The 23,846-nt window shown below is 43.6% G+C and carries 21 protein-coding genes, 1 tRNA gene and 1 pseudogene; 11 read left to right on the forward strand and 12 right to left on the reverse strand.

Features of this window, described 5'->3' with window-relative positions; translation table 11 throughout:
* Positions 1-160 precede the first annotated feature (160 nt).
* The gene (locus ACLSSO_RS13055) at positions 161-2,422 is read right to left on the reverse strand and encodes an aconitate hydratase (RefSeq protein WP_413943066.1); all 2,262 of its coding nucleotides are present in this window, start codon (positions 2,420-2,422) and stop codon (positions 161-163) included.
* Between the two features lie 96 nt (positions 2,423-2,518).
* Here ACLSSO_RS13055 and cobB point away from each other — a divergent pair, with 96 nt between their 5' ends.
* Complete coding sequence (gene cobB / locus ACLSSO_RS13060) at positions 2,519-3,241, forward strand: Sir2 family NAD+-dependent deacetylase (protein WP_413943067.1); 723 nt, start codon at positions 2,519-2,521, stop codon at positions 3,239-3,241.
* Here cobB and ACLSSO_RS13065 read toward each other — a convergent pair.
* Entirely contained in the window at positions 3,226-3,552 is a 327-nt protein-coding gene (locus ACLSSO_RS13065; RefSeq protein WP_413943068.1) for a hypothetical protein, read from the reverse strand. The genes cobB and ACLSSO_RS13065 overlap by 16 nt on opposite strands.
* A 100-nt stretch (positions 3,553-3,652) precedes the next feature.
* Positions 3,653-4,102: pseudogene (gene msrB / locus ACLSSO_RS13070) on the reverse strand (peptide-methionine (R)-S-oxide reductase MsrB); the annotation flags it as partial.
* Positions 4,103-4,267: 165 nt separating this feature from the next.
* Here msrB and ACLSSO_RS13075 point away from each other — a divergent pair.
* Positions 4,268-4,813, forward strand: coding sequence for a hypothetical protein (locus ACLSSO_RS13075; protein WP_413943069.1), 546 nt, complete (start codon positions 4,268-4,270; stop codon positions 4,811-4,813).
* A 6-nt stretch (positions 4,814-4,819) separates the two neighbouring features.
* Here the strand turns inward: ACLSSO_RS13075 and ACLSSO_RS13080 are convergent, their stop codons facing one another.
* From ACLSSO_RS13080 to ACLSSO_RS13110, 7 genes are read right to left on the reverse strand one after another with little or no spacing between them, the layout of a single operon-like run.
* Complete coding sequence (locus ACLSSO_RS13080; RefSeq protein WP_413943070.1) at positions 4,820-6,802, reverse strand: BatD family protein; 1,983 nt, start codon at positions 6,800-6,802, stop codon at positions 4,820-4,822.
* Positions 6,786-7,538, reverse strand: coding sequence for a tetratricopeptide repeat protein (locus tag ACLSSO_RS13085; RefSeq protein ID WP_413943071.1), 753 nt, complete (start codon positions 7,536-7,538; stop codon positions 6,786-6,788). Before ACLSSO_RS13085 ends, ACLSSO_RS13080 begins: the two co-directional genes overlap by 17 nt.
* Positions 7,535-8,599: a vWA domain-containing protein gene (locus ACLSSO_RS13090; RefSeq protein WP_413943072.1), complete on the reverse strand. Its 1,065-nt coding sequence runs from the start codon at positions 8,597-8,599 to the stop codon at positions 7,535-7,537. The genes ACLSSO_RS13085 and ACLSSO_RS13090 overlap by 4 nt, the downstream gene beginning before the upstream one ends.
* Positions 8,599-9,609, reverse strand: coding sequence for a vWA domain-containing protein (locus ACLSSO_RS13095; protein WP_295901117.1), 1,011 nt, complete (start codon positions 9,607-9,609; stop codon positions 8,599-8,601). Before ACLSSO_RS13095 ends, ACLSSO_RS13090 begins: the two co-directional genes overlap by 1 nt.
* Complete coding sequence (locus tag ACLSSO_RS13100) at positions 9,606-10,499, reverse strand: hypothetical protein (protein ID WP_295901115.1); 894 nt, start codon at positions 10,497-10,499, stop codon at positions 9,606-9,608. Before ACLSSO_RS13100 ends, ACLSSO_RS13095 begins: the two co-directional genes overlap by 4 nt.
* Complete coding sequence (locus ACLSSO_RS13105) at positions 10,499-11,368, reverse strand: DUF58 domain-containing protein (RefSeq protein ID WP_295901112.1); 870 nt, start codon at positions 11,366-11,368, stop codon at positions 10,499-10,501. The genes ACLSSO_RS13100 and ACLSSO_RS13105 overlap by 1 nt, the downstream gene beginning before the upstream one ends.
* Positions 11,368-12,342: an AAA family ATPase gene (locus ACLSSO_RS13110; RefSeq protein WP_413944826.1), complete on the reverse strand. Its 975-nt coding sequence runs from the start codon at positions 12,340-12,342 to the stop codon at positions 11,368-11,370. Before ACLSSO_RS13110 ends, ACLSSO_RS13105 begins: the two co-directional genes overlap by 1 nt.
* A gap of 146 nt (positions 12,343-12,488) precedes the next feature.
* Between ACLSSO_RS13110 and ACLSSO_RS13115 the strand changes: the two genes are divergently transcribed.
* The 6 genes from ACLSSO_RS13115 to ACLSSO_RS13140 all read left to right on the forward strand — a co-directional run bounded on the left by ACLSSO_RS13115 (position 12,489) and on the right by ACLSSO_RS13140 (position 17,061).
* Complete coding sequence (locus ACLSSO_RS13115) at positions 12,489-13,301, forward strand: M56 family metallopeptidase (RefSeq protein ID WP_413943073.1); 813 nt, start codon at positions 12,489-12,491, stop codon at positions 13,299-13,301.
* A 55-nt stretch (positions 13,302-13,356) separates the two neighbouring features.
* Positions 13,357-13,605 carry a DUF1844 domain-containing protein gene (locus ACLSSO_RS13120; RefSeq protein ID WP_340592447.1) on the forward strand — a complete coding sequence of 83 codons (249 nt, stop codon included), beginning with the start codon at positions 13,357-13,359 and terminating at the stop codon, positions 13,603-13,605.
* Positions 13,606-13,641: 36 nt separating this feature from the next.
* Positions 13,642-15,078, forward strand: coding sequence for a trypsin-like peptidase domain-containing protein (locus ACLSSO_RS13125; protein ID WP_413943074.1), 1,437 nt, complete (start codon positions 13,642-13,644; stop codon positions 15,076-15,078).
* 246 nt (positions 15,079-15,324) lie between these two features.
* Positions 15,325-15,648 (forward strand): septation regulator SpoVG, encoded by a 324-nt coding sequence (gene spoVG, locus ACLSSO_RS13130; protein ID WP_295905947.1) that lies wholly within the window; start codon positions 15,325-15,327, stop codon positions 15,646-15,648.
* 226 nt (positions 15,649-15,874) lie between these two features.
* Positions 15,875-15,950: transfer RNA gene (locus ACLSSO_RS13135), tRNA-Gln, on the forward strand.
* Positions 15,951-16,167: 217 nt separating this feature from the next.
* Entirely contained in the window at positions 16,168-17,061 is an 894-nt protein-coding gene (locus tag ACLSSO_RS13140) for a DUF2971 domain-containing protein (protein ID WP_413943075.1), read from the forward strand.
* A 17-nt stretch (positions 17,062-17,078) separates the two neighbouring features.
* Here the strand turns inward: ACLSSO_RS13140 and ACLSSO_RS13145 are convergent, their stop codons facing one another.
* The gene (locus ACLSSO_RS13145) at positions 17,079-17,837 is read right to left on the reverse strand and encodes a hypothetical protein (protein ID WP_413943076.1); all 759 of its coding nucleotides are present in this window, start codon (positions 17,835-17,837) and stop codon (positions 17,079-17,081) included.
* A 185-nt stretch (positions 17,838-18,022) separates the two neighbouring features.
* On the opposite strand from ACLSSO_RS13145, the gene ACLSSO_RS13150 reads away from it, so the two are divergent.
* The 3 genes from ACLSSO_RS13150 to ACLSSO_RS13160 are packed head-to-tail and all read left to right on the forward strand — an operon-like array spanning position 18,023 to position 22,145.
* Positions 18,023-19,045, forward strand: coding sequence for a hypothetical protein (locus tag ACLSSO_RS13150; protein ID WP_413943077.1), 1,023 nt, complete (start codon positions 18,023-18,025; stop codon positions 19,043-19,045).
* A 36-nt stretch (positions 19,046-19,081) separates the two neighbouring features.
* Entirely contained in the window at positions 19,082-20,935 is a 1,854-nt protein-coding gene (locus ACLSSO_RS13155) for a DUF4209 domain-containing protein (protein ID WP_413943078.1), read from the forward strand.
* A gap of 4 nt (positions 20,936-20,939) precedes the next feature.
* Positions 20,940-22,145, forward strand: a complete 1,206-nt coding sequence (locus ACLSSO_RS13160) for a helix-turn-helix domain-containing protein (protein ID WP_413943079.1) — start codon at positions 20,940-20,942, stop codon at positions 22,143-22,145.
* A gap of 387 nt (positions 22,146-22,532) precedes the next feature.
* On the opposite strand, the gene ACLSSO_RS13165 is transcribed toward ACLSSO_RS13160, so the two are convergent.
* Positions 22,533-23,834, reverse strand: a complete 1,302-nt coding sequence (locus ACLSSO_RS13165; protein ID WP_413943080.1) for a DEAD/DEAH box helicase — start codon at positions 23,832-23,834, stop codon at positions 22,533-22,535.
* Positions 23,835-23,846: the final 12 nt, after the last annotated feature.

Genomic DNA, 23,846 nt, shown 5'->3' on the forward strand with positions numbered 1-23,846 from the left:
TCGAGATGCGCTCAGCTTGCGTCTGCGACCAGACCATAGTCGTAGTTGAAAATAAAAAAGCCCCGGGATTTCCCCCGAGGCTTTTAGTTGATGCTGCTTCAGCCTACGCGCCACAGGCGCTTCGGCTCTGCCGGCGTCCGCCGATCAGCCTACGCGCCGCTTAGAGGCCGCGGATCAAGTTCAAAGCACTTCCTGCGCGGAACCATTTCAATTGTTCTGCGTTGTAAGTGTGCTTCAATTCGATAGACTCCGTCGAACCGTCTTGGTGCTTGATGTTCATTTTCACTGGTTTACCAGGAGCTAGATCTTTCAAGTCCACAAGGCTTACAGTGTCTGCTTCTTGGATTTTGTCGTAATCTTTTGGATTCGCGAAAGTCAAAGCAAGCACACCTTGTTTTTTCAAATTCGTTTCATGGATACGAGCGAATGATTTTGTGATCACAGCTGTGCAACCCAAGAATCTTGGAGACATCGCTGCGTGCTCACGAGAAGAACCTTCACCGTAGTTTTCGTCACCGACAATCACCCAACCTTTGTGAGCTTTTTGGTATTGACGAGCGATTTGCGCGAACTCAAGACCTGTTTGACCCGTCAAAAGATTCTTACCTTTACCGATTTCACCTGTGAATGCGTTATCTGCACCCAACAACATGTTGTTAGAAATGTTGTCCAAGTGACCACGGTAGTTCAACCATTTACCACCCGGAGAGATATGATCTGTCGTGCACTTCCCTTTTGCTTTTGCAAGCACGAGGTTATCAACGAAGTCCTTACCATCCCATTTTGTGAATGGAGAAAGAAGTTGAAGACGCTCAGATGTTGGGCTCACTGCCACTTGTGCCTGAGCACCCGCTGGTTTTTGGTAACCTTCTGTATCAGGGATGAAACCTTTCGCAGGAAGTTCTGGAGCTACTGGAGCTTGCAACTTCACTTTGCCTTTAGGTCCTTCAAGTTCATCCGTCGCTGGGTTGAAATCCAAACGACCCGCAAGACCCAATGCCATGACGATTTCAGGTGAACCGATGAACGCCAAAGTTTCTGGATTCGCGTCGTTACGTGCGCGGAAGTTACGGTTGAAAGAAGTCACGATTGTATTCTTCTCGCCCGTTTTTACGTCATCACGTTTCCATTGACCGATGCAAGGACCGCAAGCGTTCGCAAGAACTGTTGCGCCCACTTCGTTGAATGTCGCCATTTGACCGTCGCGCTCGATTGTCTTTTGGATTTGTGTAGAACCCGGAGAAACCAAGAATGGCTGATTCATTTTTACGCCGATATCCATAGCTTGTTTTGCTACGAATGCCGCACGGCCGATATCTTCGTAAGAAGAGTTTGTGCAAGAACCGATCAACGCTGAAGAGATTTTCAAAGTGTAACCTTTTTCAGCCGCTTCTTTTTTCAAAGCAGAGATAGGACGAGCCAAGTCTGGAGTGTGAGGACCGACAAGGTGTGGTTCCAACGCAGACAAATCGATTTCGTAAACTTCGTCGAAGTATTTGCCTGGATTTGCAATCACATCAGCATCCGCAGACAAGATGTCTTTGTGAGCATCAGCAATTTTAGAAAGCTCATCACGGCCTGTTGATTTCAAGTAAGCGCCCATGCGCTCATCGTACGGGAATACAGAGCAAGTCGCGCCCAATTCCGCACCCATGTTTGTGATCGTTGCTTTACCTGTACAAGAGATCGAAGAAGTGCCTTCACCGAAGTACTCCACGATTTTATCTGTTCCACCTTTAACTGTTAGCATTCCGCAAAGTTTCAAGATTACGTCTTTTGCAGAAGCCCAGCCGCCCAATTTTCCTTTAAGGTGTACACCGATCAATTTTGGATTTTTAACTTCCCAAGGAAGTCCAACCATCACGTCAGAAGCGTCAGATCCACCAACACCCACTGCACACATACCCAAACCACCCGCATTCGGAGTGTGAGAGTCTGTACCGATCATCAATCCACCTGGGAATGCGTAGTTCTCAAGGATCACTTGGTGAATGATACCAGCGCCTGGTCTCCAGAAGCCGATGTTGTAACGAGAAGACGTTGTCGCCAAGAATTCGAAAACTTCTTTGTTCGACATATTCGACGCAGTCATGTCTGCATCTTTACCTTTGTAAGCTTGGATCAAGTGATCGCAGTGAACTGTTGAAGGAACGGCTGCTTCATCTTTTCCAGCAAGCATGAATTGCAACAAAGCCATTTGCGCTGTCGCATCTTGCATTGCTACACGGTCTGGTCTTAACAACAAGAAACTTTCGCCACGAACCAACTCTTGGTTTTGTGGATCATCCAAGTGACCGAACAAGATTTTTTCCGCCAAAGTCAAAGGGCGGTTCAAACGATTGCGAACGACAGCCAATCTTTCTGCTGTCTTTTTGTAAACGTTCTGTACCATTTCTGGTGACGTTTCGATTTTAGAAGCCATTGTTATTGCCTTTCTTTGAAGAACGCCCCATCCTAATGAAAATCAGTTGAAATAACAACCAGATGGCTCTGTTTCCGATGCGTTGCGCGAGGCATAATGGACTTAAGGCTTTTTAAGAACATCGTCATCCTGACCGGGGCTGGAATCTCCGCGGAGAGCGGCATTCGCACGTTTCGCGATCAGGACGGACTTTGGGAGGAGCATCGAATCGAAGATGTCGCCACTCCTGAAGCTTTTGCTCGAGATCCTGTTCTTGTTCAGCGCTTCTACAACATGAGACGTGCTCAATTGAAAGACACGAAAATCCAGCCGAATGCAGCTCATTTGGCCCTCGCGGAATTGGAACGCCAATGGGAGGGGAATTTTCTCCTCGTCACTCAAAATGTCGACAACCTCCATCGACGCGCAGGTTCTAAAAATCTTCTCCACATGCACGGGCGTTTGGACCGCGTGTTTTGCCTTTATTGTGATGAGCATTTCGAATGGACCGAAGATCTTGCGGTGGATGAGCCCTGCCTACATTGTGGGCGCAAAGGCGGAGTGAGACCCGATATCGTTTGGTTTGGCGAGATGCCCCATCACATGGAGGAAATCTACGAAGCCTTAGACAAGGCCGATTATTTTGTTTCCATCGGAACGAGCGGCAACGTCTACCCTGCCGCCGGTTTCGTAAGACTCGCGTGGAAAGCCAAGAAAATAGAAATCAATCTCAAAGATACGGAAATCTCATCCGCCTTCGAACAACATTTCGTAGGACCCGCTTCAGAAGAGGTCCCACGCTTCATTAAAGAATTTCTTTCCGATCACCAACCGGAGTAACAACGGCTGGATGTGATCACTTGGTCCGCGTCGCGAACCATGTAAAGACAGCTGTCGTATTCTCTGTGCAGCTGCACGCGCACGTGCGGGATCACATCACCTTTGGGAGTGATGACGCGTGAAGGTTGCGCTTCGATATCCCAGATTGTTGACAGAGTGCACATTTCTTCAAGACCGTATTGCGTGTGTTGTGCGACGGTTTTAATCGCTTGCATGTAACGATCATAAGCAAAATATTTTTGGCAGTTGTCTTTCGCGGCAAAAGCTGAAGACGCTAACAACAAAGTTAGACTTGCAAGAATCAAACGCATAGGTTTCTCCCTTTTTTGAAGAGAGAAACCTAAAGATAAAACTTGTGAAAGCCAAACACTTCGTAACTTCCGACGGAAAACGAAAACTCACTGAGAAAATTCAATATCCCGGAGCTCCCGCTTCAGGCTCACCTTTTTTATGTTCTTGGAAAAGAGACAAGTATTCACCGTAACCTTCTTTTTCCAAATCCTTCACAGGAATAAAACGCAGTGCTGCTGAGTTCATGCAGTAGCGCTTGTGATCAGGACCCGGGCCGTCATTAAAAAGATGTCCTAAATGAGAATCCCCCGATTTGCTGCGAACTTCTGTCCGTGGCAAAGAAAGTTGAGTGTCCACTTTGGTTGTGATGTGCTCTGCCTCTAAAGGTCTTGTGAAACTCGGCCATCCCGTTCCTGAATCGTATTTGTCTTTCGAACTAAAAAGAGGCTCACCGGAAACAATGTCCACGTAAATACCCTCTTCTTTATTATCCCAATATTTATTGTTAAAAGGTCTTTCCGTTCCTTCCATCTGAGTCACTTCGTATTGCAATGAATTGAGCTGTCTTTTTAAGACGGATGGATCCGGTTTATGATAGTGAGAGAAATCTTTGCTCATAACCACTCCTCCGAGGCCCCACAGGAGACCCGCTAATATAAATGTTTTCATAAGCACACCTCGCACTTCTCATTATATCTGTTTGATTTTGAGCAGGGTTTATATAAGCTCAGCTTTATGAAAGCTTTATTGGTTTTATTTTTATTATTTCCGTTCCAAAGCCTTGCTGACAGTGTCGTTCCACAAGGAAAATTTCTGCGTTCTTGCTGTGTTGACGACAGCGATGCCCTTCAAACTTTAGTCAATACCGAGAATGAATTGTGGACAGTCACGCACACCGCTTTTGAAGAAGAAAACTGCCAAACGCCGTACATCATTTACGAAGTTAAATATAAATCTGCTATTCAAGATAAAAATCTGGATATGACAGCCCTTGAAGCTTCTTACACGCCTCTTTCGGAAATCGTGAGTGAAGCCCTCAATCAAATCGGCTTTTGCGGTTTTGTAGATTGGAAAACGAATGAAAAGAAAATCGTCACGGGACGCACTTGTGATGATTTTTTCCAACCACGCGAAGGAGAAATCCTTTATAACATCTTTGATTTGAAAGCAGACGGCGACAAAATGAATTTATTTTTGGGAATGCCAACATCTTCTAAAAACGGCAAAACGGCGGAGCGCCGTTTTGATAAGTTGGATCCAAGATTTTATACCAAGCAATAGTGGAAGTTATTTTACTTCCACCGCTGAGATCACAGAGCTGATTACTTTTTTCGCGCGTTCAACATTGGATTTCATTGTTGCCGTGTCTTTAAGGCTTCCCAACATTTCTTCAGGCGCAAAACTCATCGTTTGGAAAATTTCGAAGTTCTTCGCGATTTCGTCGCCGTGATCGCGACGCAAACTTGGTGGCATCAATGCCAGCAATCTTTCGATTTCTTGGGACGCTCCCCCTTCACCTGCGACTTCGCCTAAAATCACATAGAAGATGTTCGTCATCTCGACACCCACTTTGCGGTAGTCGTTTTTAGAAAGCGCACTGTCGACTTGCTTATAGCGTTTTTGCACAAGTTCTTTCAATGTGCGGCGACGGCGCCCCCAACCGAACTCCCTTTGGGCTTTGGCAAGAAGTCCCAATAAAATTCCGCCGTAAACCACGGCCCACAACCAGGGGCGATAAAGAACGCTGGCTTGTGTAGCAGGTTCCCACACCATCACCGGATCTGGAAGTCTATTTTCTGCAACAGTGGGTTTTGCGGCAGGTTTACCAGCCTCGGCCATTCGCGATGATGAACCCACCGGAGCGTTGGGATTATTGACGATTTTCAAACTGATCGGCTGAGTTGATTTTGTGTAGTATTTTTTTGACTGAGGATCAAACATGCTGACACTCAACGCAGGAATCGTAAGATCGCCTTCCTGTCTTGGGATCACAAGCACTTCAAATTCTTTATAACTGCGACCATTTTTAAAAAACTTAGATTCAGACTTTGTATCGTACTGTTCAAGTCCTGCCGGCAAATTCAAAGCTGGCAAATCAATCAGTTTCGCATTTCCCGCACCTTCAAAGCGCACTTTAAGGCTCACAGGTTGATTCACAGGAACCGTGTTGTTCTCAACACTCGCATGAACTTCAAACTGCCCCACGGCTCCCGTATAATCAGAAGGACGACCTTCAACAGGCAGAGGTTTTACTTTGATATCAACGCGTGCGGAACTTTTTGTGTATTCATAAGGTCGACCGTAAAAACCACCCAAGCCTTGTGACGGCAAGCGCACGCGAGATTTGATTTTATATTCGTCAATCACCGCAGTTCCGGCTTTGATTGGGAAAAGAGCGTGAGAAGCCAGCAAAGCTTTTTTCCAAGGAATGCCGTTCACGATTTCTTCTGTGAATTGAATTGATGGAACTTCTTCGATAATTTCTTTCCAGAAGCCGCGAAGACTTGGGAACTTCAAACGATCCAAAGTTTCCATCTGGCCACGCGTGTAGATGTACCAATTCACAGTGACCTGTTCACCTTCGTAAACTTCCGTCTTATCGACTTCAACAGAGATAAAGAACGCTTCATTGGGATTCGTCGGAAGACTTCTAAAGGCCGCTTCAGGAAGTCCCGTTGCTGCTGATGGAAAGTTTTCATCCGGAGCCTGTCCCATCTGTTGTTGAAGAAGTCTTTGGCGCTGTCTTAAAAGCTGATTAAAGATTTCTTCTTCGGCTTGATCCATGGCTTCAAACGGATCTTCAGAGCCTGGCATTCCCGGCATTTGCGAAGGACGTTTTTTAAGCTGGCCACCACTTCCTTGGCTTCCAACTTTAATTACGATGGGTTGTGTGCGGAAAACTTTTCCGTTCACGACAACTTCAAATGAAGAAACACTTAGAGTGCCTTGACGTTTTGCACTTAACATATAGTGAAACTCTTTACGTCTTTGAGTTTCAAACTGCATGCCTTTAGAAGTGTTCACTAGTTTTTGCGCAACGGCTGTAGACTGCCAGTTATTAAGCAAATCAAAACCGTCCAAATCAGGAATGCGCGGATCTTGCACATCGACGTCATCTGTTGAAACAACGGAAACTGTGAGCGTAAACGTGTCCCCCACACCCATTTCGTTGCGGTCCACAGAAGACTGAACCGTCGTACCTGCGGCATGTGCGAAAAATCCACAGAATAAAAAACTAAGGAAGAATAAAAAATTACCAGTCTTTGTCACGAGGCTGCTCCTTGACTTCCTTGCGGTTGTACTCCGCACGGATTTTTTCCTCTTGCTGCTTCAGCTCCCCTAAGATTTTTTTCACATCGCCCTCGGAAAGTTCTTTTCCTTGGAATGGACGAGGTTTGTATTTGGGAGACTGCTGCTTTGGCCCCTCTTTGGGCTCGTCTTTTTTGTCTTTATCTTTTTGATCTTTACCATCTTGCGGTTTCTGCTGCTGGTTCTGTTGACCTTGCTGCTGATTTTTTTGGTCTTGATTCTGACCGTCACCGCCACCTTGTTGAGCTTGAGTTAAAAGCTCAATATTAGTTTTTGCTTCCTTTGAGGAAGGAATGATTTCCAAAGCTTTTTGATACATCGCTAACGCTTCATCCACTTTTTTAGCTTTGCCTAAAAGCTGCGCTTGATTAAAGCGCGCCATAAACATCAACGGGAAATTCTTTTCTTTCTCCGCAAGCTTTTCAGCCTCTTTATAAGACTGAACGGCTTTATCCGCTTGCTGAAGTCCTTCAAGAGACAGACCAAGATTCAAATGCAACTGCCCAACGAAAGGATCATACCGAAGAGCCTCGATGTACTTATCCATCGCTGCCGGATAAGTTTGCCCTTTGATCGCATTATTCCCCTCACGATTGAGTTCCAACGTTTTTAGATGAGGTCTTCCAGGACCACATCCAGAAAGAATAAGAATGACTGCTAAAGCTTGAAGCTTTTTAAAGGTATTTAAGTGCTTCATGCCGGAGGAACCTCGTATCTTCCTTTCCAAAAGCGGAAGCCCATGCGTCTTTCGCCAAGGAAAAGTTCCAGCAAGGCAATGATGATTCCGATTAACAAGACTGTTTGGAATCGCTCTTCGTATTGCGTTGCCACTGTGGAATCAAACTGAGTTTTTTCAAGTTTCGTGATGTCTTCAACCAAATGTTTCGTTTGATCGCCACCGAAAGTTGCAAAATAAAAACCGCCTTTACCGGCTTCGGCCAACGCTCTTAAGGCGTCACCCTTCACTGTTGTTAAAATGGTCTGGCCTTGGCGATCTTTTTTATAACCTTTAAGGAAGCCCATTCCATCACGCACAGGAATAGCGCCACCTTTTTCAGTTCCGTACGCCAAAGAGAAAATGCGAATGCCTTCACCAGCCAGCTTCTTCGCTTCTTCATAAGCACCGGGTTCGTGATCTTCCCCGTCGGAGGCAAACAAAATCACCCGCGTGACTTTCACTGTTTCATCCGTGGTCACACCACCGCGTTCAAAGGCTTCTTTAGAAACTTTTAAAGCTTCCGTAAAATTTGTACCTTGAGAAGAAACAGAACTTGGTTCTAAAGATTCCAAGTACATTTTAATTGCGCCCGGATCATTCGTCAGAGGTGATAACAGTGCTGCTGATCCTGCAAAGGCCACGACACCGACTTTGTTTCCAGGCATAAGATCAATCAAACGACTGAGTTCTGCTTTAGCTTGCGCCAAGCGAGAAGGCTTTACGTCTTCGGCCATCATACTTTCAGAAACGTCGACCGCGAAAATGATTTCAACGCCTTCGCTTTTGACTTCTTGTTGGCTTTCGCCCATTTGTGGTCTTGCCAGTGCCAAAACAAAAAAGAACACAGCCAAAACTTGCAAGGTCGTTTTAATTGCGCGCTTTTTATTTGAAACGGAACTCGAAAGAAACGGATAAAGACGCGAACCAATCGCAGTCTCCATACGTTTTTTAGATCTGCGATCAAAAAAGAAACCGACAACGATAATGATCGGAATCAGCCACAGATAATTGAATGCCGCTAAGTTTTCAAAGCGAAACATTATGGCACCCTCCTTAACCAAGATCTTCCAAGCAACAAGCCCGCAAGATACAGAATAATGCCCATCACAAGATAAGGCGGGAATTGCTCGGTGTAGTTTGTGAATTTATTCACGTCGATCTTTGTTTTTTCAAGATTATCGATGTCGTTAAAGATTCTCTGCAAGGCGCCTTCATTGGTCGCACGATAGTATTTGCCGCCCGTGTCTTTGGCCATGCGTTCAAGCAGTTCTTCATTCACGGTACTTTCAAACGGCTGATACGTTTTGACTTTTTGACCGAAGATATCACGGGAGTAAACGGGAATTCTTGTGGGACCGTCTTTACCGATACCAATGGAATAAACTTTAATGCCGTAGCCTTTTGCGATCTCAAGGCCCGTCTCTGGATCGATGGTTCCTGAATTGTTCTCCCCGTCTGTCATGAAAATCATGACGCGGCTTTTTGCCTGAGAGTCTTTTAAGCGACCAGCGGCGTTGGCCATCGAGACACCCAAGGCTGTTCCATCCTTGATTTTGGCACTCGAAGCACTCGTGATTTCACCCACACGTTGAATGATCAATTGATAATCCAAAGTCGGCGGAACCAAAGTAAAAGACTCACCGGCAAAAACCACAAGACCGATACGGTCTGAAGAACGACCTTCGATGAATTTTTTGATGGTGTCTTTTGCTGACTCAAGACGATTCAAAGGCTTCATGTCTTCGATCAACATACTGTCTGAAACGTCAAGGCAGATCACGATGTCGATCCCCTCAACGTTTTTCTTGATCTTCGTGTTCATAGTTTGCGGACGCGCAAGCGCCATGATCGCAAGAACAATACCCAAAGCCTTTAAGAAGGTCGGAAGATTCATCAAACGCGTGCGCAGGCTTGGTGTTACTGTCTTTAAAAGAGCGACAGAACCAAACTGCAACGTCGGTGTCTTCTTTTTACGATTCCACAACGTCCAAGCTAAAATCAGAACCAAAGGAAGAAGAAACCAAAAAGCCCAGAGAGAATGATAGGTCATGACACTCTCTCCATTTTTTCAACAAGCTGGCGGCAGTGAGTGGCGATGTTGAGGGCATCTTGCTCTGTGACGCTTTCTTTATCTTGAATACCGCGGCTGTACTCTTTTAAAAGTTTTTTAAGTTCGTCGCCGTATTCAACATAAACCTTGTGGTTGTATTTTTTGAGGTCTTTCAAAATCAAACGATCACTCCACTCCATGGCAGGAACTTGGTAGCGACGAGTGACGTAAAGTTTTAGCATTTGCTGAGTTTCCGTCACGCATTGAATGATGTCCGCTTTATTTGCTACGGTTCCACCAAAGAACACGGTGTTTGTTCTTTGTAAGCGACGCATGCTTTGATGAAACTGCGCTAAAGGAGTTAAAGCTGAATCGTGTTCTTTTAAACGCTCGAGCATGTTTCGTCTTTGCACGACACGATAGATTTTGCTCACGCAAAGAAGAATGAATAAACCAATCACTCCTGCCAAAATCGCCCAATAAAGTATCGGCACTGACAAAGACACGGGTCCAATCGGACCAAATGGTTCTTGTTGCACAGGAGGCTGACCTGGTTGTTGTGGCGGCAAAACACTTTGCACAACATACTGCACAGGTCCCAAGCTGACCGTTTGAGTTCCATCGGTCAGTTGCAAATCTTGATATTGAAAATTTCCTGCTTTGTAAGCCGTCGCTTTGATATCCACTTGTGTTGGAGATCTAAACTCGAAACCCAAAAGATGAATTTGATATTTTTCTTCCGGCTTTAAAACGAAATGCAACTTTTCTTGTACCAGATCTTTAGGAACCTCCCCGTCGCAGACCATAAGAAACTCTCGCCCGACGGTGAGTTCGTTGTCTTTAAGCCCTTCGACAGAGGGCATTTCCATTTTACACTGCAAAGTTGCCATTACTTTCTCTTCTTAAAAAAGGCCACGAGAGGATTCACATAATCTTCGCTTGACCTAACGTCCACACGTTCTACTTGCGATAAACGCAATAAACGATCTCGCTGCTCTTTACGTTTTTGAACAGCTTCTTCATACTGCGCACGGAATGTTGGAGAAGATGTATCGACTGTTAGAATTTCTCCGGTCTCTGCATCTTGCACTTCGATCACGCCCATTTTGGGAAGTGAGTATTCCGCCGCATCATTCACAACACAGGCCACGACGTCATGCTTACGCCCCAAAAGGCGCAAGCTTTGGTCAAAGCCTTCATCCATAAAATCGCTAAATACAAAAACAGTCGCACGTTTTTTCAAAATACCTTGGAGGTACGTGAAGCTTGATGACAACTTCGTGCGATGACTTTTGGGTTTGTAGTAGAACAAATCGCGCAAAAGACGATGCACGTGTCCTCGGCCTTTTTTGGGCGGAACAAAATGCTCCACTTGATCGCTGAATAACAACAAACCGATTTGGTCGTTATTCTTCACAGCAGAAAATGCGAGAAGTGCTGCCATGTGAGTCATCACTTCGCCTTTAAAATAAGGCCCCGTTCCGAAATCACTGGAACCACTCACGTCGATAGCAAGAATCAGCGTCAGCTCACGCTCTTCTTCAAAAGTTTTGATATAAGGTTTGCCTGTGCGCGCGGTGAGAGGCCATGAAATACTTCTGACGTCATCACCCGGCACATACTCCCTGAAATCTGCGAAAGTCATCCCTTGGCCTTTAAAGGCTGTATGGTATTCACCCGCAAAGAGATTGTTCACAAGTTTTCTTGTGTTGATCTCTAAGAGTTTAACTTTCTTTAAGACCTCAGGAGGTAAACTCACTACGGCACCTCAATTTGGCTCAGGATTTCTTTGATGATGTCATCCGTTTTGATGTTTTCCGCTTCCGCTTCGTAAGTCAGAATCAAACGATGTCTCATCACGTGGTAAGCAATGGCCTTCACGTCTTCCGCCGTCACATAACCGCGACCGCGCAAGAACGCATGCGCTTTCGCTGCACGATACAAGCTGATCGTTGCACGCGGTGAACCACCGACGTTGATCAGACTTGCGATACGGCTTAGACCGTATTCACCCGGCTTACGAGACGCCATGATGATTTCAACGATGTAGTTTTTAATTTTATTATCAACGTAGATTTGATCCGCACGTTGTGACGCGCGCAAAAGATCTTCTTTTGAAATCACCGCATTCACTTCTGGTTTGTCATTCGTTCCCATGCGGTTGAGGATCTCTAGCTCCTCACCCTTTCCTGGGTAAACGACATTGATCTTGAACATAAAGCGGTCCATCTGCGCTTCAGGAAGTGGATATGTTCCCTCTTGCTCCAGCGGATTTTGTGTCGCTAGAACCAAGAATGGATTTGAAAGTCGGTAAGATTCTTCACCGATCGTCACTTGTTTTTCCGCCATGGCCTCAAGAAGCGCGGACTGCACTTTTGCTGGCGCACGGTTGATCTCATCGGCCAAAACGATGTTTGTGAAGATCGGACCTTTGCGTGGAGCAAACTCCCCTGATTTGGGATTAAAGATCATTGTACCAATCAAGTCTGTCGGTAAAAGATCGGGAGTGAATTGGATTCTTTGGAAATCAAGAGAGATGGATTTTGAAACTGTGGCAATCGTCAGAGTTTTCGCCAAGCCCGGAACACCTTCAAGAAGGATGTGTCCGCCGGTGAGAAGCCCCATCATGATGCCCTCCACCATTTCTTTTTGACCTACGACAACTTTGTTGATTTCGGCCATCATTTTTTCGATGAATTGGCTTTCTTGCTTGATGGCGGCATTAAGGGCCATGATATCGACTTCGCTCACTGCTGATCCTCCTAGAGAAGTAACCTATCTATTTCACATTTTTCCTTTAAACTTCGCAAGTTTAGAGTTTCTAGAACAGCGCTTCCTCTACCCTTGCCAAGGACCGAAGAAAGTGGGACAAAATTATTATGATCAACAACAATACAAAAGTCTGGATATTTATTCTCACAAGCTCCCTGGCACTCTTGATAGCGGGCTATCAATTAGGCGAACGACTGGGGTTGTTGATTGGTTTCTTCTTAGCCCTGTTTTTGAACTTCTTCGTTTTCTTTTACGGAGAAAGCCGCGTTCTTGCAAAACTCAACGCCAAACGAATGAAAGGCCAAGATGCTTGGGGCCTTATCGATAAAGTTCAAAAAATGTCAGCAAAACTTCGCATGCCGGTGCCAGCGATTTACATCACTCCGCACCCTTCCGCGAATGCGTTCTGCGTTGGTCAATCTTGGAAAAGAAGTTCGTTGGGATTCACTGTCGGGCTTTTGCAAAAGTTGGACGACAAGGAGCTAGAGGCCGTTGTCGCTCATCAACTTTGTCACATCCGTCGCTTGGATACTTTTGCGTTTGGAGTAACGAGCACGATTGCAAATTCCGTCGTGGGATTAGGTCAATTCCTCGATAATTTTCTGCCTTATAAATTGCAGTTTTTTATGCCGCTTTTTTCTCCGATTGGCTGGTTCATCATTAAGAGTGTCGTCGGTGAAAAGTCGTTTTTTGAAAATGACTTGATGGCCTCTGAACTTCTCGAAAACCGCCATCAATTGGGCGAAGTCTTATGGCGCATGGAGGGTTTAGCACAAACTCAGCCTCTGGAAATTCCTCCGTGCACAAGTCACCTTTTCATGGTGAATCCAGAGGGCTTTAATCAAAAGAATTTATTTTTAAAATCCCATCCTGCCATCGAAGTGAGACTACAAAAATTAATGGGTTACTATCCCATCTAATTCCACAGCCTTGACAGAAAGGGTTTAAAACTCAAGTTGATATAGGAGTTACACTATGGGTGAAAAACTTGAAGCTTCGTTTTCTGTTTTAATCATGTCAATCGCTTCGTCTGCGGTGATGGCGATGGGCTTAGCCCCGCATCCTCAATCTGGCGAAGTGACAAAAGATAAGAATATGGCTCGTTTTAATATCGACCTTTTGCTAGTTCTGCAGGAAAAAACGAAAGGCAATCTTTCGGGTGACGAAGCTAAATTCTTGGAAAATTTAATCAGTGATCTACAAATGAAGTTTGTATCTGTCTAACAGTGCTATTATTTAGGAATGTTTGAGAGGATTCATATGAAAAAGCTCTTATTTCTTGCTCTAGCCGTTTCATTGTCAGTTCAACCTACTTACGCGCAACAAACGCAGACTCTGCCGAAAGAAGCTCCGAAGCTCAAATTAAGTGAACCGCTTCCAGCGAATCTTTTCGTCGAGCTTGCCAAGGCGATCAACCCTGCTGTCGTTAATATCTCAACAACAGCTCTGCCGAAAAATATGCCGCGCGGTCGCGATCCGATGCTCGACATGCTGGAGCAGCTTTACGGTTTCCGCATGCCACCCCAGCAGCAACAACAACGTCCTCAACAAATCGGTTTGGGAACGGGTTTTGTGATTCGTGAAGACGGTTTGATTGTGACGAACAATCACGTGATCGCGGGTGCGGATATCATCAACGTTCAGTTGAGTGAAAAATCAAAAGACGTCTATGAAGCGACTTTGATCGGAAGTGATGAAAGAACAGATATCGCTTTGATTAAAATCACTCCAAAAGAAAAACTTCCTGTCGCGGTTCTTGGCTCTTCCAAAGATTTAGAAGTTGGCGAATGGGTCGCGGCTTTTGGTAATCCGTTTGGTCACGGTCACTCGATGACAAAAGGGATTGTTTCGTCAAAAGGTCGCGACATCACAGAGATCAATAAAATTCCTTTGATTCAAACAGACGCCAGCATCAACCCTGGCAACTCTGGCGGTCCGCTTGTAAATACTAAAGGACAAGTTGTCGGTGTGAACTCCGCAATTGATGCCCGCGCCCAAGGGATTGGTTTTGCGATTCCTATCGATGAAGTGAAATCCGTGATTTCTATTCTAGAAACGAAAGGTCGCATTGCTCGCGGTTACATCGGTGCAGCTCTTGGTGATTTAGATCAAGATGCGGCAGAGTACTTAGGACTTGGCGATGTTCGTGGTGCGGTTGTGACAAACATGGATCCAAAAGGACCTGCAGCAAAAGCGGGATTTAAAATCTATGACATCGTGACAGAGTTTAATGGCAAAACAATCAATGGCTCTTTGGATTTGATTGATGCCGTTAGTGATGCTCCGATTGGCAAACCTGCGAAGGCAAAAATTCTTCGTAACGGTAAAGCTATCAACGTGAGTGTGAATGTCGCTGAACGCGCCGATGATAAACCACGTGTTGTGCGTGCGGCTCAAAAAACTTATCAAGGTCAAAAGGCTCCGTTTAATTTAGGTTTTACGATCGTTGATCCAACTCCAGAGCTTCGTGCCGAGTGGGGTCTTCCAGATGATATGAAACAACCTGTGGTGATTGAAACTGAGCGTTCATCTCAAGCCAGCAAAAGCGGTCTGCGCGTGGGAGACGTGGTTTTGGATGTGAATAAAAAGCCTGTGGACAATTCCAAAGACGTTTTGAAAAACCTTAAAAAAGGCCAAAACACATTGCGCATTGCCCGCAACACGCGCATTCAAATCATCAATATTGAAGCTAACTAAAAGCTAAACAAAAATTAAAGTTTTCAGAGCGTCAAAGCCCATCTTCCTGATGGGCTTTTTTATTTCCCTTTGCTATTTAATTAAGCAGTTGTTTCAGAGTGAAACAGAGCACGTGGCCTTTAGATGAAATTAAAAAATTCCTCGACCTAGGTCTTTAGTTTTTCTCGGTATCGCCGAGAAGAATATCGGACCATAGTTTGGCTCCAAGGTTTGCAACAAGAATGACACCACGAAAGGGACTCGCACATGAAAGTCACCGAGGTCAAAGTATTCCCAGTCAATGAGGACCGGCTTAAAGCCTACGTCTCAATCACTCTCGACAATTGTTTCGTCGTGCGCGACTTGAAGGTCATTCAAGGAACGAGCGGCTTGTTTGTGGCAATGCCCAGCAAGAAACGCAAAGACGGCCAGTTCCGCGATATTGCTCACCCTCTGAACCAAGAGACGCGAACAATGATCGAGGACTTAATTTTTGAAGCTTATGAAAAAGAATTAAAATCCATGGGCGAAACTTTAGTAAATCTAAAACGTCAGAAAGCGCCTAACAGCGACTACGGCGAAGACTACTGAGTTTGATTGGTCTGCACTCCGACTCCGTCGGAGTAGAGCTCCCTGCTCACACAACCCAGTTCATTTTCTAGTGTGGAGAATCTGAACTGCGGCGGCTTCAATCCCCCATGGTACCTTTAAAGCCCGTCGGCAACCCCGGCGGGCTGTTTTATATCTAACGCGTTGTATCTTTTCTTGCTTTTCGTCCCCAAAATCCGTACTTTAGCGGTTCGAACAGTCTACTCATTGGGGTATCGTCAAGTTGGTAAGACAACAGATTTTGATTCTGTCATTCGCAGGTTCGAGTCCTGCTACCCCATCCAATTTTCAAACCACCGCAAGGTGGTTTTTGTATTCTCAAAGATAAAAAACAATTTTAATACCTTAGCTTCTACCATAATGCTGGGTTGGACAATCGGGTTTATTTTTGTCATCACAGCGTGCAGCATAAGTGCCTGTGTCGCAATTCGTGACTGTCGTGCGTGAACAGATCACCAAAAAAAATCGCGACATCCTCTTTCTCGAAGAATATAAAAGGACATGGAAGAGCTCGGTCTTAAGATATTCAAGTATTCACCAGCGGAAACGATTTATACGATCCTTTATTACGGAACGATATTATTTTCCTCGCCTGCTAAATTCAATGACCCCTTTGATATTTCAATACAATCCGTTGCCCCCTATGATTTCATCGAAAAACGAACAGACTCATTTGATCCGCTTATTGAAATGATTCTTTCAAATAAGCTTCCGGACGGAAACGGAAGCGAAGTTTACAAAAAAATCGCATTAATGCACTCAAAGTTAAAGCACGCCAACACAAAACAACGTGAAGCCGCGAGAAATATGCCAAGGCTTGACGTTTGGGACATTGAGGCCGTTACCAATAGCTACAACGCCTTACTCAAAGACCTCAAAGAGAAGATTGAATCTTCAGGTATTTTCTGCGCTTCTCAAACAGCACATAATCATCTTTTGTGGGCGCACTACGCCGACGACCACAGGGGTGCCGTGATTGAGTTTTCTCCAAACTTAGAAAAAGACTCAATGTTTCGCAGGATGCGAAAAGTCACTTATTCAAATGAAAGACCACACCTTTATAATTCCTATAAAGATTTCGTGACGAAATCTTTAACTTGGACTTCTAATCAAATCTTAGCAGACTACTTTGATAGAATCACTCTGACGAAGAGTTTAGAGTGGGAATACGAAGAAGAAGTTCGATTGGTAATACCCAAACCTGGCGGCGTCACTGAGGATGAAAAACTTGGATATCACAACGAAGAGCTAAAGGCCCTATATATTGGATGCCGAATGGATAATGTCATAGTCGCGCCATTAATTGCAATGGCACGTGCACGGAATCCGTCGGTTGAAATCTATAAGATGGTTCCAGATATATACGAATATAAACTAAATCCAATCCTGATATAAAATTTGTTCATATAGCTTTATCTGGCTCGCTTCTTTGGAAGCGGCCCTGCACAACGAATCTTTTGTATAAGCTCACTTACTTGAGGTAATTGAGCTCCACCGTATATTGGAATAACAATTTCCCTATCCGTTATCAGACTGGAAAGGTCGTTCACTTGAGGTCCTCTACTATCTGAAATCAAAAAGACGTCATACCCACAGAAGATAATCCTCACGCAATTACGCGTACCAAAACGGGTTTTCACAGAGCTTGAATGACTTTCACCTAGAATAACATTTCGGAATAACATTAAGGCAGCATTTTCACCATCGAGCTCTCTATCTAAATACGCCTTTGCGTAAAAAGAGAACCGATTTCCCAATGGGGACTTTCTAGGAACATTCCTACCATACACCTCATATCTAATGAGCAAACTAACAATAAAACTCCGTAAATCATCCAGAGCCCTTGGATCATGAATTTCAACTCCCATATTTCCAGTTTTTGGATCTGGCTGCATTTCATGCACAATATACATTCTGTTTTTAAAGAAACGTGCTCCATTCGCATCATCATCTCGAAATCGATTTTCACAAGTTTCACACCAAAAATCACAAATTAAATCTGACTGCTCTCTGAACGCTTTCGGTTCATCTATATTCTCCAAATGTAGAGACGCATAGGATCCTTCACCGTCCTTGGTCATCCTCATAGCCCATCTCGGAATGACATGACAGCCCGACTTAAATTTCTTTACTAATTTAAGGCAAATTGGACACTCAAGTACGGAATTCACTCGACTTCTCCTATTGAACTCAAAAATACTTTATATCGTACCTCCGCCCTAACAAATATCATTAAGTTTTCACATAAAAATCCGATAAACAACAGGAAGTTTTTAATAAAAACGGAGAATATATGGCAGTTTACCTTATTTCGAACACAGACTCTATTTTTACCTTAGATCTTTTTGGAGAGTAAGTGATTCAAGATATCCTCAACTCAATAAAAGTAACGCTGCACGAACGATTTTCCAATCCACTACTGGGAACTTTCCTGATAGCGGCAGCCGCATTCAACTATCATTTCTTTCTAATTATCTTCTCAGATGAAAAGTTAATAGAGAAGTTTCACCTATTGGAAAAAACATTCGACACAGGTGACCTTCAGGTTTGGCTGCGTCTAATTATTTATCCTCTTCTCATGACAATTTTTTATATCTTCATTCTTCCATATCCTTCAAAGAAGGTTTATGAGTTTGTGAGAAACAGACAAAAAGAAATTCTAGATATCAGAAGAAAAACTGAGGATGAGTTCCCGCTCACTCAAGAAGAGGCAAGGATTCTTCGCTCAAAGCACTATGAACTTGAAGCATATTATCAAAACATGCTTAGCGAGAGAACAAATGAGGTCGAACAGCTAAAGCATAGATTGCAAAATCAGAAAGACATACCCACGAGCAATGATCCAAAAATAAACCTGTGGGACGACGAATACGATCAGTTTTCAAAAACATCCGCATTCAAGGTATTTAAAGAAAATGTCGACGATATTTTTTCCCAGCGTGTGGCATTTAGCGTCGTACCAGAAGCAGGAATTTTAACTGCATGGGGACTAATAGAACAAGGTGACGACTCCGAGGTTGTACCTACAGAAAAGGGGAAATATTTTGCTCGAAAAATAGTATCAAATGAAGTCACTTCTGAGAATGACCTACCGGAAGATGCTGCACAAGAAACCTATCGCGAGTTAATTGAGATGATAAAGACTCTGCACGAAGAAATGAATGACTCTAGACGTCTGATTTACAACACTCAATCCATTGCTAGTCATATAGAAAAATACTTAGTAGGTTGGGCCGAGCACCTCAATAAAAGCGCAGTATCTTTTGCAAATCTCGTCAAAAAGAACATTTCTATTATAAATAGAATACCGGCTTCTAGCAGGCGAGAAAAGGCAGCCCCTTACATCAATGAGCTTTTTTCTAAAATACCGAAGGACTGACCGCATATCAACATATTAGGACACCCAAAGGGACACATGGATTTTTCTGAAAGATTCAAAGGATCAAATTCATCACATATAATTGCTTTGGAAAACGAGATTTCTGCTCTAGTAACGCAAGATGCATCGTTGTCGCAAATTAGAGATAAAATTTATGAGATGATCGCTGCAAAAGCGGACCAACTCGCTCCTGAAGTCAAAAATAGTCTCTCGCTGCTTGCTGAAGTATTATGGATGATGCTCGACCTCGATGACCCGAGGAGCCCATATAAACCATTTTTTCAACTTCCTAACGGAGCACAAACACTTTCTCCCGACCACTTGGAAGAAGAACACCTTTTAATCATTGAGGCCGCTAATAGATTCAACATTGAAAATCACGAATGGACCGCAAGACTTACTGATCTTCTATGGGTTCTCCGAAAAAATGTAGCAATGGCGAAGCTAGCAGTTGATTCATATTTATCTATCGCCAAAAAACCAACGGATGAAAAAGACTTTTTAAAAACAAGACCAGAGGTGGCTGCAGAAAGAGCCATTCAACTTTATTTTTTTCTAAATTTAGGAGAAGAAGTACGAGTCACCATCTTTAAAATTATTGAATCAAAGCTTGAGACAGAAAATTCAGAGGACAAGGGCTATGCAATAATAGACTGGCTAAAACTTTATATCAACATAGCCAATACTGACGAACAGCAAAAGATCATTCCTAAAATTAAAAACCTTATCAAATCATCTGAGACCAATAAAGATTGGGAACTAGCCAGGAGATATAATCAAATACTTATCTTACTGGCACAGCGTTTGAAAGACAATTCTCTACGAGAAAACTTTCTTCAAAAGGAAGTCGACCTTTATATAAATGAAGCTGAATACACTAGAAGCATAGGTGCACCAGCAATGCGGCTTCAAAACCTTTATACCAAAGCAATTGCCGCCTGCGGAAACATCAAAGGACGAAAAAAAGAAAAAGTTCGCCTTATTGACGATCTCTTGGAGATACAGCTAGATATACCAAATGAGCTCGCTTTTATCTCCGAGTCTCAGGATATTACAGACCAAATAGTTAATTTTAAAAATCGTATCGCCCATTTGACATTTTTAGAAGCTCTTGAGTTTCTCGTGAGTGTCACAACGCCGCAAAAGAAAGAAAAATGCTTTACTAATGCGCTCGATATTTTAGGAAAAAGTCCTCTACATGGCTTATTTGGTTCTTCTCTTCTTGATGAAAAAGGAAAAATCTTATCCAGAGTTGGATCTATAGACGCAAAAAATATCGGGAAAGATGACATTTTAAAAGATGCAAATCTTCGTGGTCACGTGGCTCATCAACTTAGAATCGACTTCTCGATTCGAGGAGGCTATGTAGTCAATGGTTTGCTAGTAATGGCGCATAAATATCGATTAAGAAAGTCTGATCTCGACGAACTTATGTATGCAAATCCGTTCATCCCGAACTACAGAATGTTTCAGTTTCGAGATGGTATTTGGAATGGAATCTGTGGCCGATGGTCTGAAGCAATTCACATTCTCATTCCCCATCTCGAAAATGCTCTTCGCGAAACTATGAGAAGAACGGGTTACATCACAGTCAAAGTCGATGCAGATGGAGTCCAACAAGAAAAGTATTTAAACGATTTCATATACGAAACAGAGTTTGCGGAGTTCTTCGGTGAAGACCTCGCCTTTCAGCTACAAGTTTTACTCGTCGATTCTAATGGAATCAACTTAAGAAACAACATAGCTCATGGCCTTACTCCTGACGGTGTAGCTTATTCTCATACGGCTGCCTTTGCATGGGCTCAGGTAGTGTATCTCGTCATCAAAATGCAGAGATTGTATTACCAACAACTCGAACAATCACGAACTTCCAAAGAGTCAAAGGAGTAACTTTGTGATTCACCTGTTGGATATAAATAGCATTCAATTCTCAGATATTGAAAAATTAATTAAGGATGCCATTCCGGAAAGTACCTTTTTGGACTACAAGCAAGAACTTCCTTCTGGTAAGGATGCCGACAAAAAAGATTTTGTGGCAGACCTCGCATCTTTTGCCAATAAAGATGGCGGTATCATTATTTACGGAATTTCAGAAAAACGTGACGACAACGGTGGTAAGACAGGCCTCCCTGACAGTATAGTAGATTTGCCAACGAATACTGATGATCACATTAAACGATTTGAGGACTATGCCAGGTCCTATATCTTGCCTAGAATATCTCAGCTTCAGGTAAAGGAAATAGCCTCTCAAGACAACAAGAAGAGAGTTCTTATTGTTAAAATCCCCAAAAGCCATGACGTACCACATGTTGTTAGATTCAACTCTGACCAGCGCTTTCATCGTAGAGGAAATAGTGGCAAATATGAAATGGATCTACCGGAAATTCGTCAGGCATTTATCTCAAGCGGACTTCAAATGACTCAGATTAAAAAATTTCGAGAATATCGAGTAAATCAAATTGATCAATTAGACACCCCCGTAAAGATAGAACGTACTCATACTTTGATCGTACATTTCTTCCCAACTCATACCTTTGGAGAACAGCTTTACACTGCCAAAGATCTTCAAGAACAGCGGTTGGTTCCTCAATTCCTATCCAGAGTAGATAACCACAGAATCCATTATAATTTAGACGGAACTGTATTGTCTGAATTTCCAAATACAAATTCTGGTGAATCATCTTCGTACCTTCAACTATATAGAAGCGGTGGAATTGAGTCTGTAGACACCTTCTACTTACGTCCTTTTATGGGCAATAACATTCACATGGGATTTCTTTGTGAACGACTACTGTTCGTTATTCAAAGCTACCTTCGCTATGCACGCAACCTCAATCTCTCGGGACAATTCTACATTGGCGTGACTCTTTTAAAAGTTTCAAACTTTTCAACCATTATGAAGGAGCGTACAACATCGCCACCCCAGCGCTTTGATAGAGATCTCGTTATGATACCTGAAGTAATTATCACTGATGATTATCAAAATGTAGACATTCAGATAAAACCGCTTCTCGATATGCTTTGCAATGCTGCCGGCTTTCAACATTGTTTCTTCTATAACACAAATGGACGGTTCGACCAAAATTTACTCAAAAATTAAAGGATAACTCCGTAAATAATCGTAACCGCGCGGAGCAGTACCAATCTATATTAAAGCTGTGAGAGATAAGTGAGAGACCAAAAACTGATATCCGTATTCAATGATTTTCTTAACGCAACTTCAGCAGAAGCTACATATTCTGCGTTGGCTGAGCTTACACAGCCAGTAATTGAATTATGGTCAACTTCTTGTTATTTTGGAGTCGAGGAAGAACCAACGGTAAAATGGCTATTCAAAATGCTATTTTTGAACGTTCCAGATCCAGGATATGTCTACCAGTAGGCTATGGATATGTATGGAGGCGCAACAAAAAAAGGGAGTCTCTCGACTCCTTTTTTCTTCCTCATGCATTTTAATAAATACCACTATCCGCCGTGAATTCGTAAATTACTTCTTCTTTGCGACCTTTTTAGGTTTACCGCCAACAGCACGCGGTGGTTTTCTGTCTTCTTTCTTCACATGCAGACGCTTGCCGTCTTTGTCTTTGAAGCGTGATTTAAGTTCTTTCGCCGTTTCGCCTTTGCCTTCGATTTTTGCGATCAGTGGGAGATCTCGTTCTGTCACGAGGTTAATGACCATTCCTTCACGGCCTGCACGGGCTGTACGACCTGCGCGGTGAAGGTAGTTATCGAGTTGCTGCGGAAGATGATAGTTAATAACTCTTCCTACATGTTCCAAATCCAGGCCGCGCGCGGCCAAATCGGTTGATATTAACAAATCGACTTCGCCATTGCGAAATTTTTTAAGATTTGTGCGACGTTCATTTTTATCCATTTCTCCACGATAAAGAACGCACTTGTAACCCTTGTCGTTAATTTCTTTGGCGATCTTGTCACATTGCTCGCGGGTGTTAGCAAAAACGATCGTGCCACCTTCAACCTTCTTTTTGATCAGCTTTTCAAAAATGGGCCAACGAAGGCCATCAATGACAGTTTCATTTTTCGTAGTAAGACTTTTTACGACCTTGCCACTTCCACGGCTACGGATAACTTCTGCTTTGGCAAAAAGCGAGTTCATCATCTCTTCAACATTTTTTGAAACCGTCGCAGAAAATAGTGCCAGCGGAATATCTTGCGGGCACACATCAACAATATAATTTGAATCCGTCAGAAAACCTTTATCCAACATCTGATCAGCTTCATCAAAAACCAACGCACGCACGTCTGACAAATCAATGAGTTCTTTATCAAGCAATTGAATCAGTCTTCCAGGTGTCGCCAATAGAATTTCAAAAGATCCGCTGATATTGCGAACCGCCTGCTCCATACTCATACCACCCAGAGCAGGACGAACACGCAAGCGAGTGTCATGAGTAAAGGTCTTAAACACCTTCGCGACCTGTTCTCCCAAATCGCGAGTCGGCACCATAACAACAGCGCGAGGACTTGCCTCTGCTTTTACGGGCTCGCCATCTTCTTCTAACTTTTTCAGCATATGCAAAAGTGGCAGAGCATAAGTCAAAGTTTTACCACTCCCCGTTTCTGAAACGCCAACCACGGATTGACCTGACATCAGCAAAGGAATCGCCATCCGTTGGATTTCTGTCGGCGTGAAAATACGCTGCGCTTTGAGAGTTTTTAGGAGAGAAGGCAAAAAACCGAATTCTGTAAAATTATTCATTCCTGCAATGTATACAGGATTGCGCAAAAAGGCGTGTTTTTTAATTTCTCGCGCAATAATTTCAAACACTTACTTCGACTT

The sequence above is a fragment of the Bdellovibrio sp. HCB-162 genome (assembly GCF_047344985.1).
GTDB lineage: Bacteria > Bdellovibrionota > Bdellovibrionia > Bdellovibrionales > Bdellovibrionaceae > Bdellovibrio.

Bases quoted from the DNA above. Each gene is read 5' to 3' on its own strand.
- ACLSSO_RS13055 (WP_413943066.1), bottom strand. From the start codon at position 2,422: ATGGCTTCTAAAATCGAAACGTCACCAGAAATGGTACAGAACGTTTAC.
- cobB (WP_413943067.1), top strand. From the start codon at position 2,519: ATGGACTTAAGGCTTTTTAAGAACATCGTCATCCTGACCGGGGCTGGA.
- ACLSSO_RS13065 (WP_413943068.1), bottom strand. From the start codon at position 3,552: ATGCGTTTGATTCTTGCAAGTCTAACTTTGTTGTTAGCGTCTTCAGCT.
- ACLSSO_RS13075 (WP_413943069.1), top strand. From the start codon at position 4,268: ATGAAAGCTTTATTGGTTTTATTTTTATTATTTCCGTTCCAAAGCCTT.
- ACLSSO_RS13085 (WP_413943071.1), bottom strand. From the start codon at position 7,538: ATGAAGCACTTAAATACCTTTAAAAAGCTTCAAGCTTTAGCAGTCATT.
- ACLSSO_RS13090 (WP_413943072.1), bottom strand. From the start codon at position 8,599: ATGTTTCGCTTTGAAAACTTAGCGGCATTCAATTATCTGTGGCTGATT.
- ACLSSO_RS13095 (WP_295901117.1), bottom strand. From the start codon at position 9,609: ATGACCTATCATTCTCTCTGGGCTTTTTGGTTTCTTCTTCCTTTGGTT.
- ACLSSO_RS13100 (WP_295901115.1), bottom strand. From the start codon at position 10,499: ATGGCAACTTTGCAGTGTAAAATGGAAATGCCCTCTGTCGAAGGGCTT.
- ACLSSO_RS13110 (WP_413944826.1), bottom strand. From the start codon at position 12,342: ATGGCCCTTAATGCCGCCATCAAGCAAGAAAGCCAATTCATCGAAAAA.
- ACLSSO_RS13115 (WP_413943073.1), top strand. From the start codon at position 12,489: ATGATCAACAACAATACAAAAGTCTGGATATTTATTCTCACAAGCTCC.
- ACLSSO_RS13120 (WP_340592447.1), top strand. From the start codon at position 13,357: ATGGGTGAAAAACTTGAAGCTTCGTTTTCTGTTTTAATCATGTCAATC.
- ACLSSO_RS13125 (WP_413943074.1), top strand. From the start codon at position 13,642: ATGAAAAAGCTCTTATTTCTTGCTCTAGCCGTTTCATTGTCAGTTCAA.
- spoVG (WP_295905947.1), top strand. From the start codon at position 15,325: ATGAAAGTCACCGAGGTCAAAGTATTCCCAGTCAATGAGGACCGGCTT.
- ACLSSO_RS13140 (WP_413943075.1), top strand. From the start codon at position 16,168: ATGGAAGAGCTCGGTCTTAAGATATTCAAGTATTCACCAGCGGAAACG.
- ACLSSO_RS13155 (WP_413943078.1), top strand. From the start codon at position 19,082: ATGGATTTTTCTGAAAGATTCAAAGGATCAAATTCATCACATATAATT.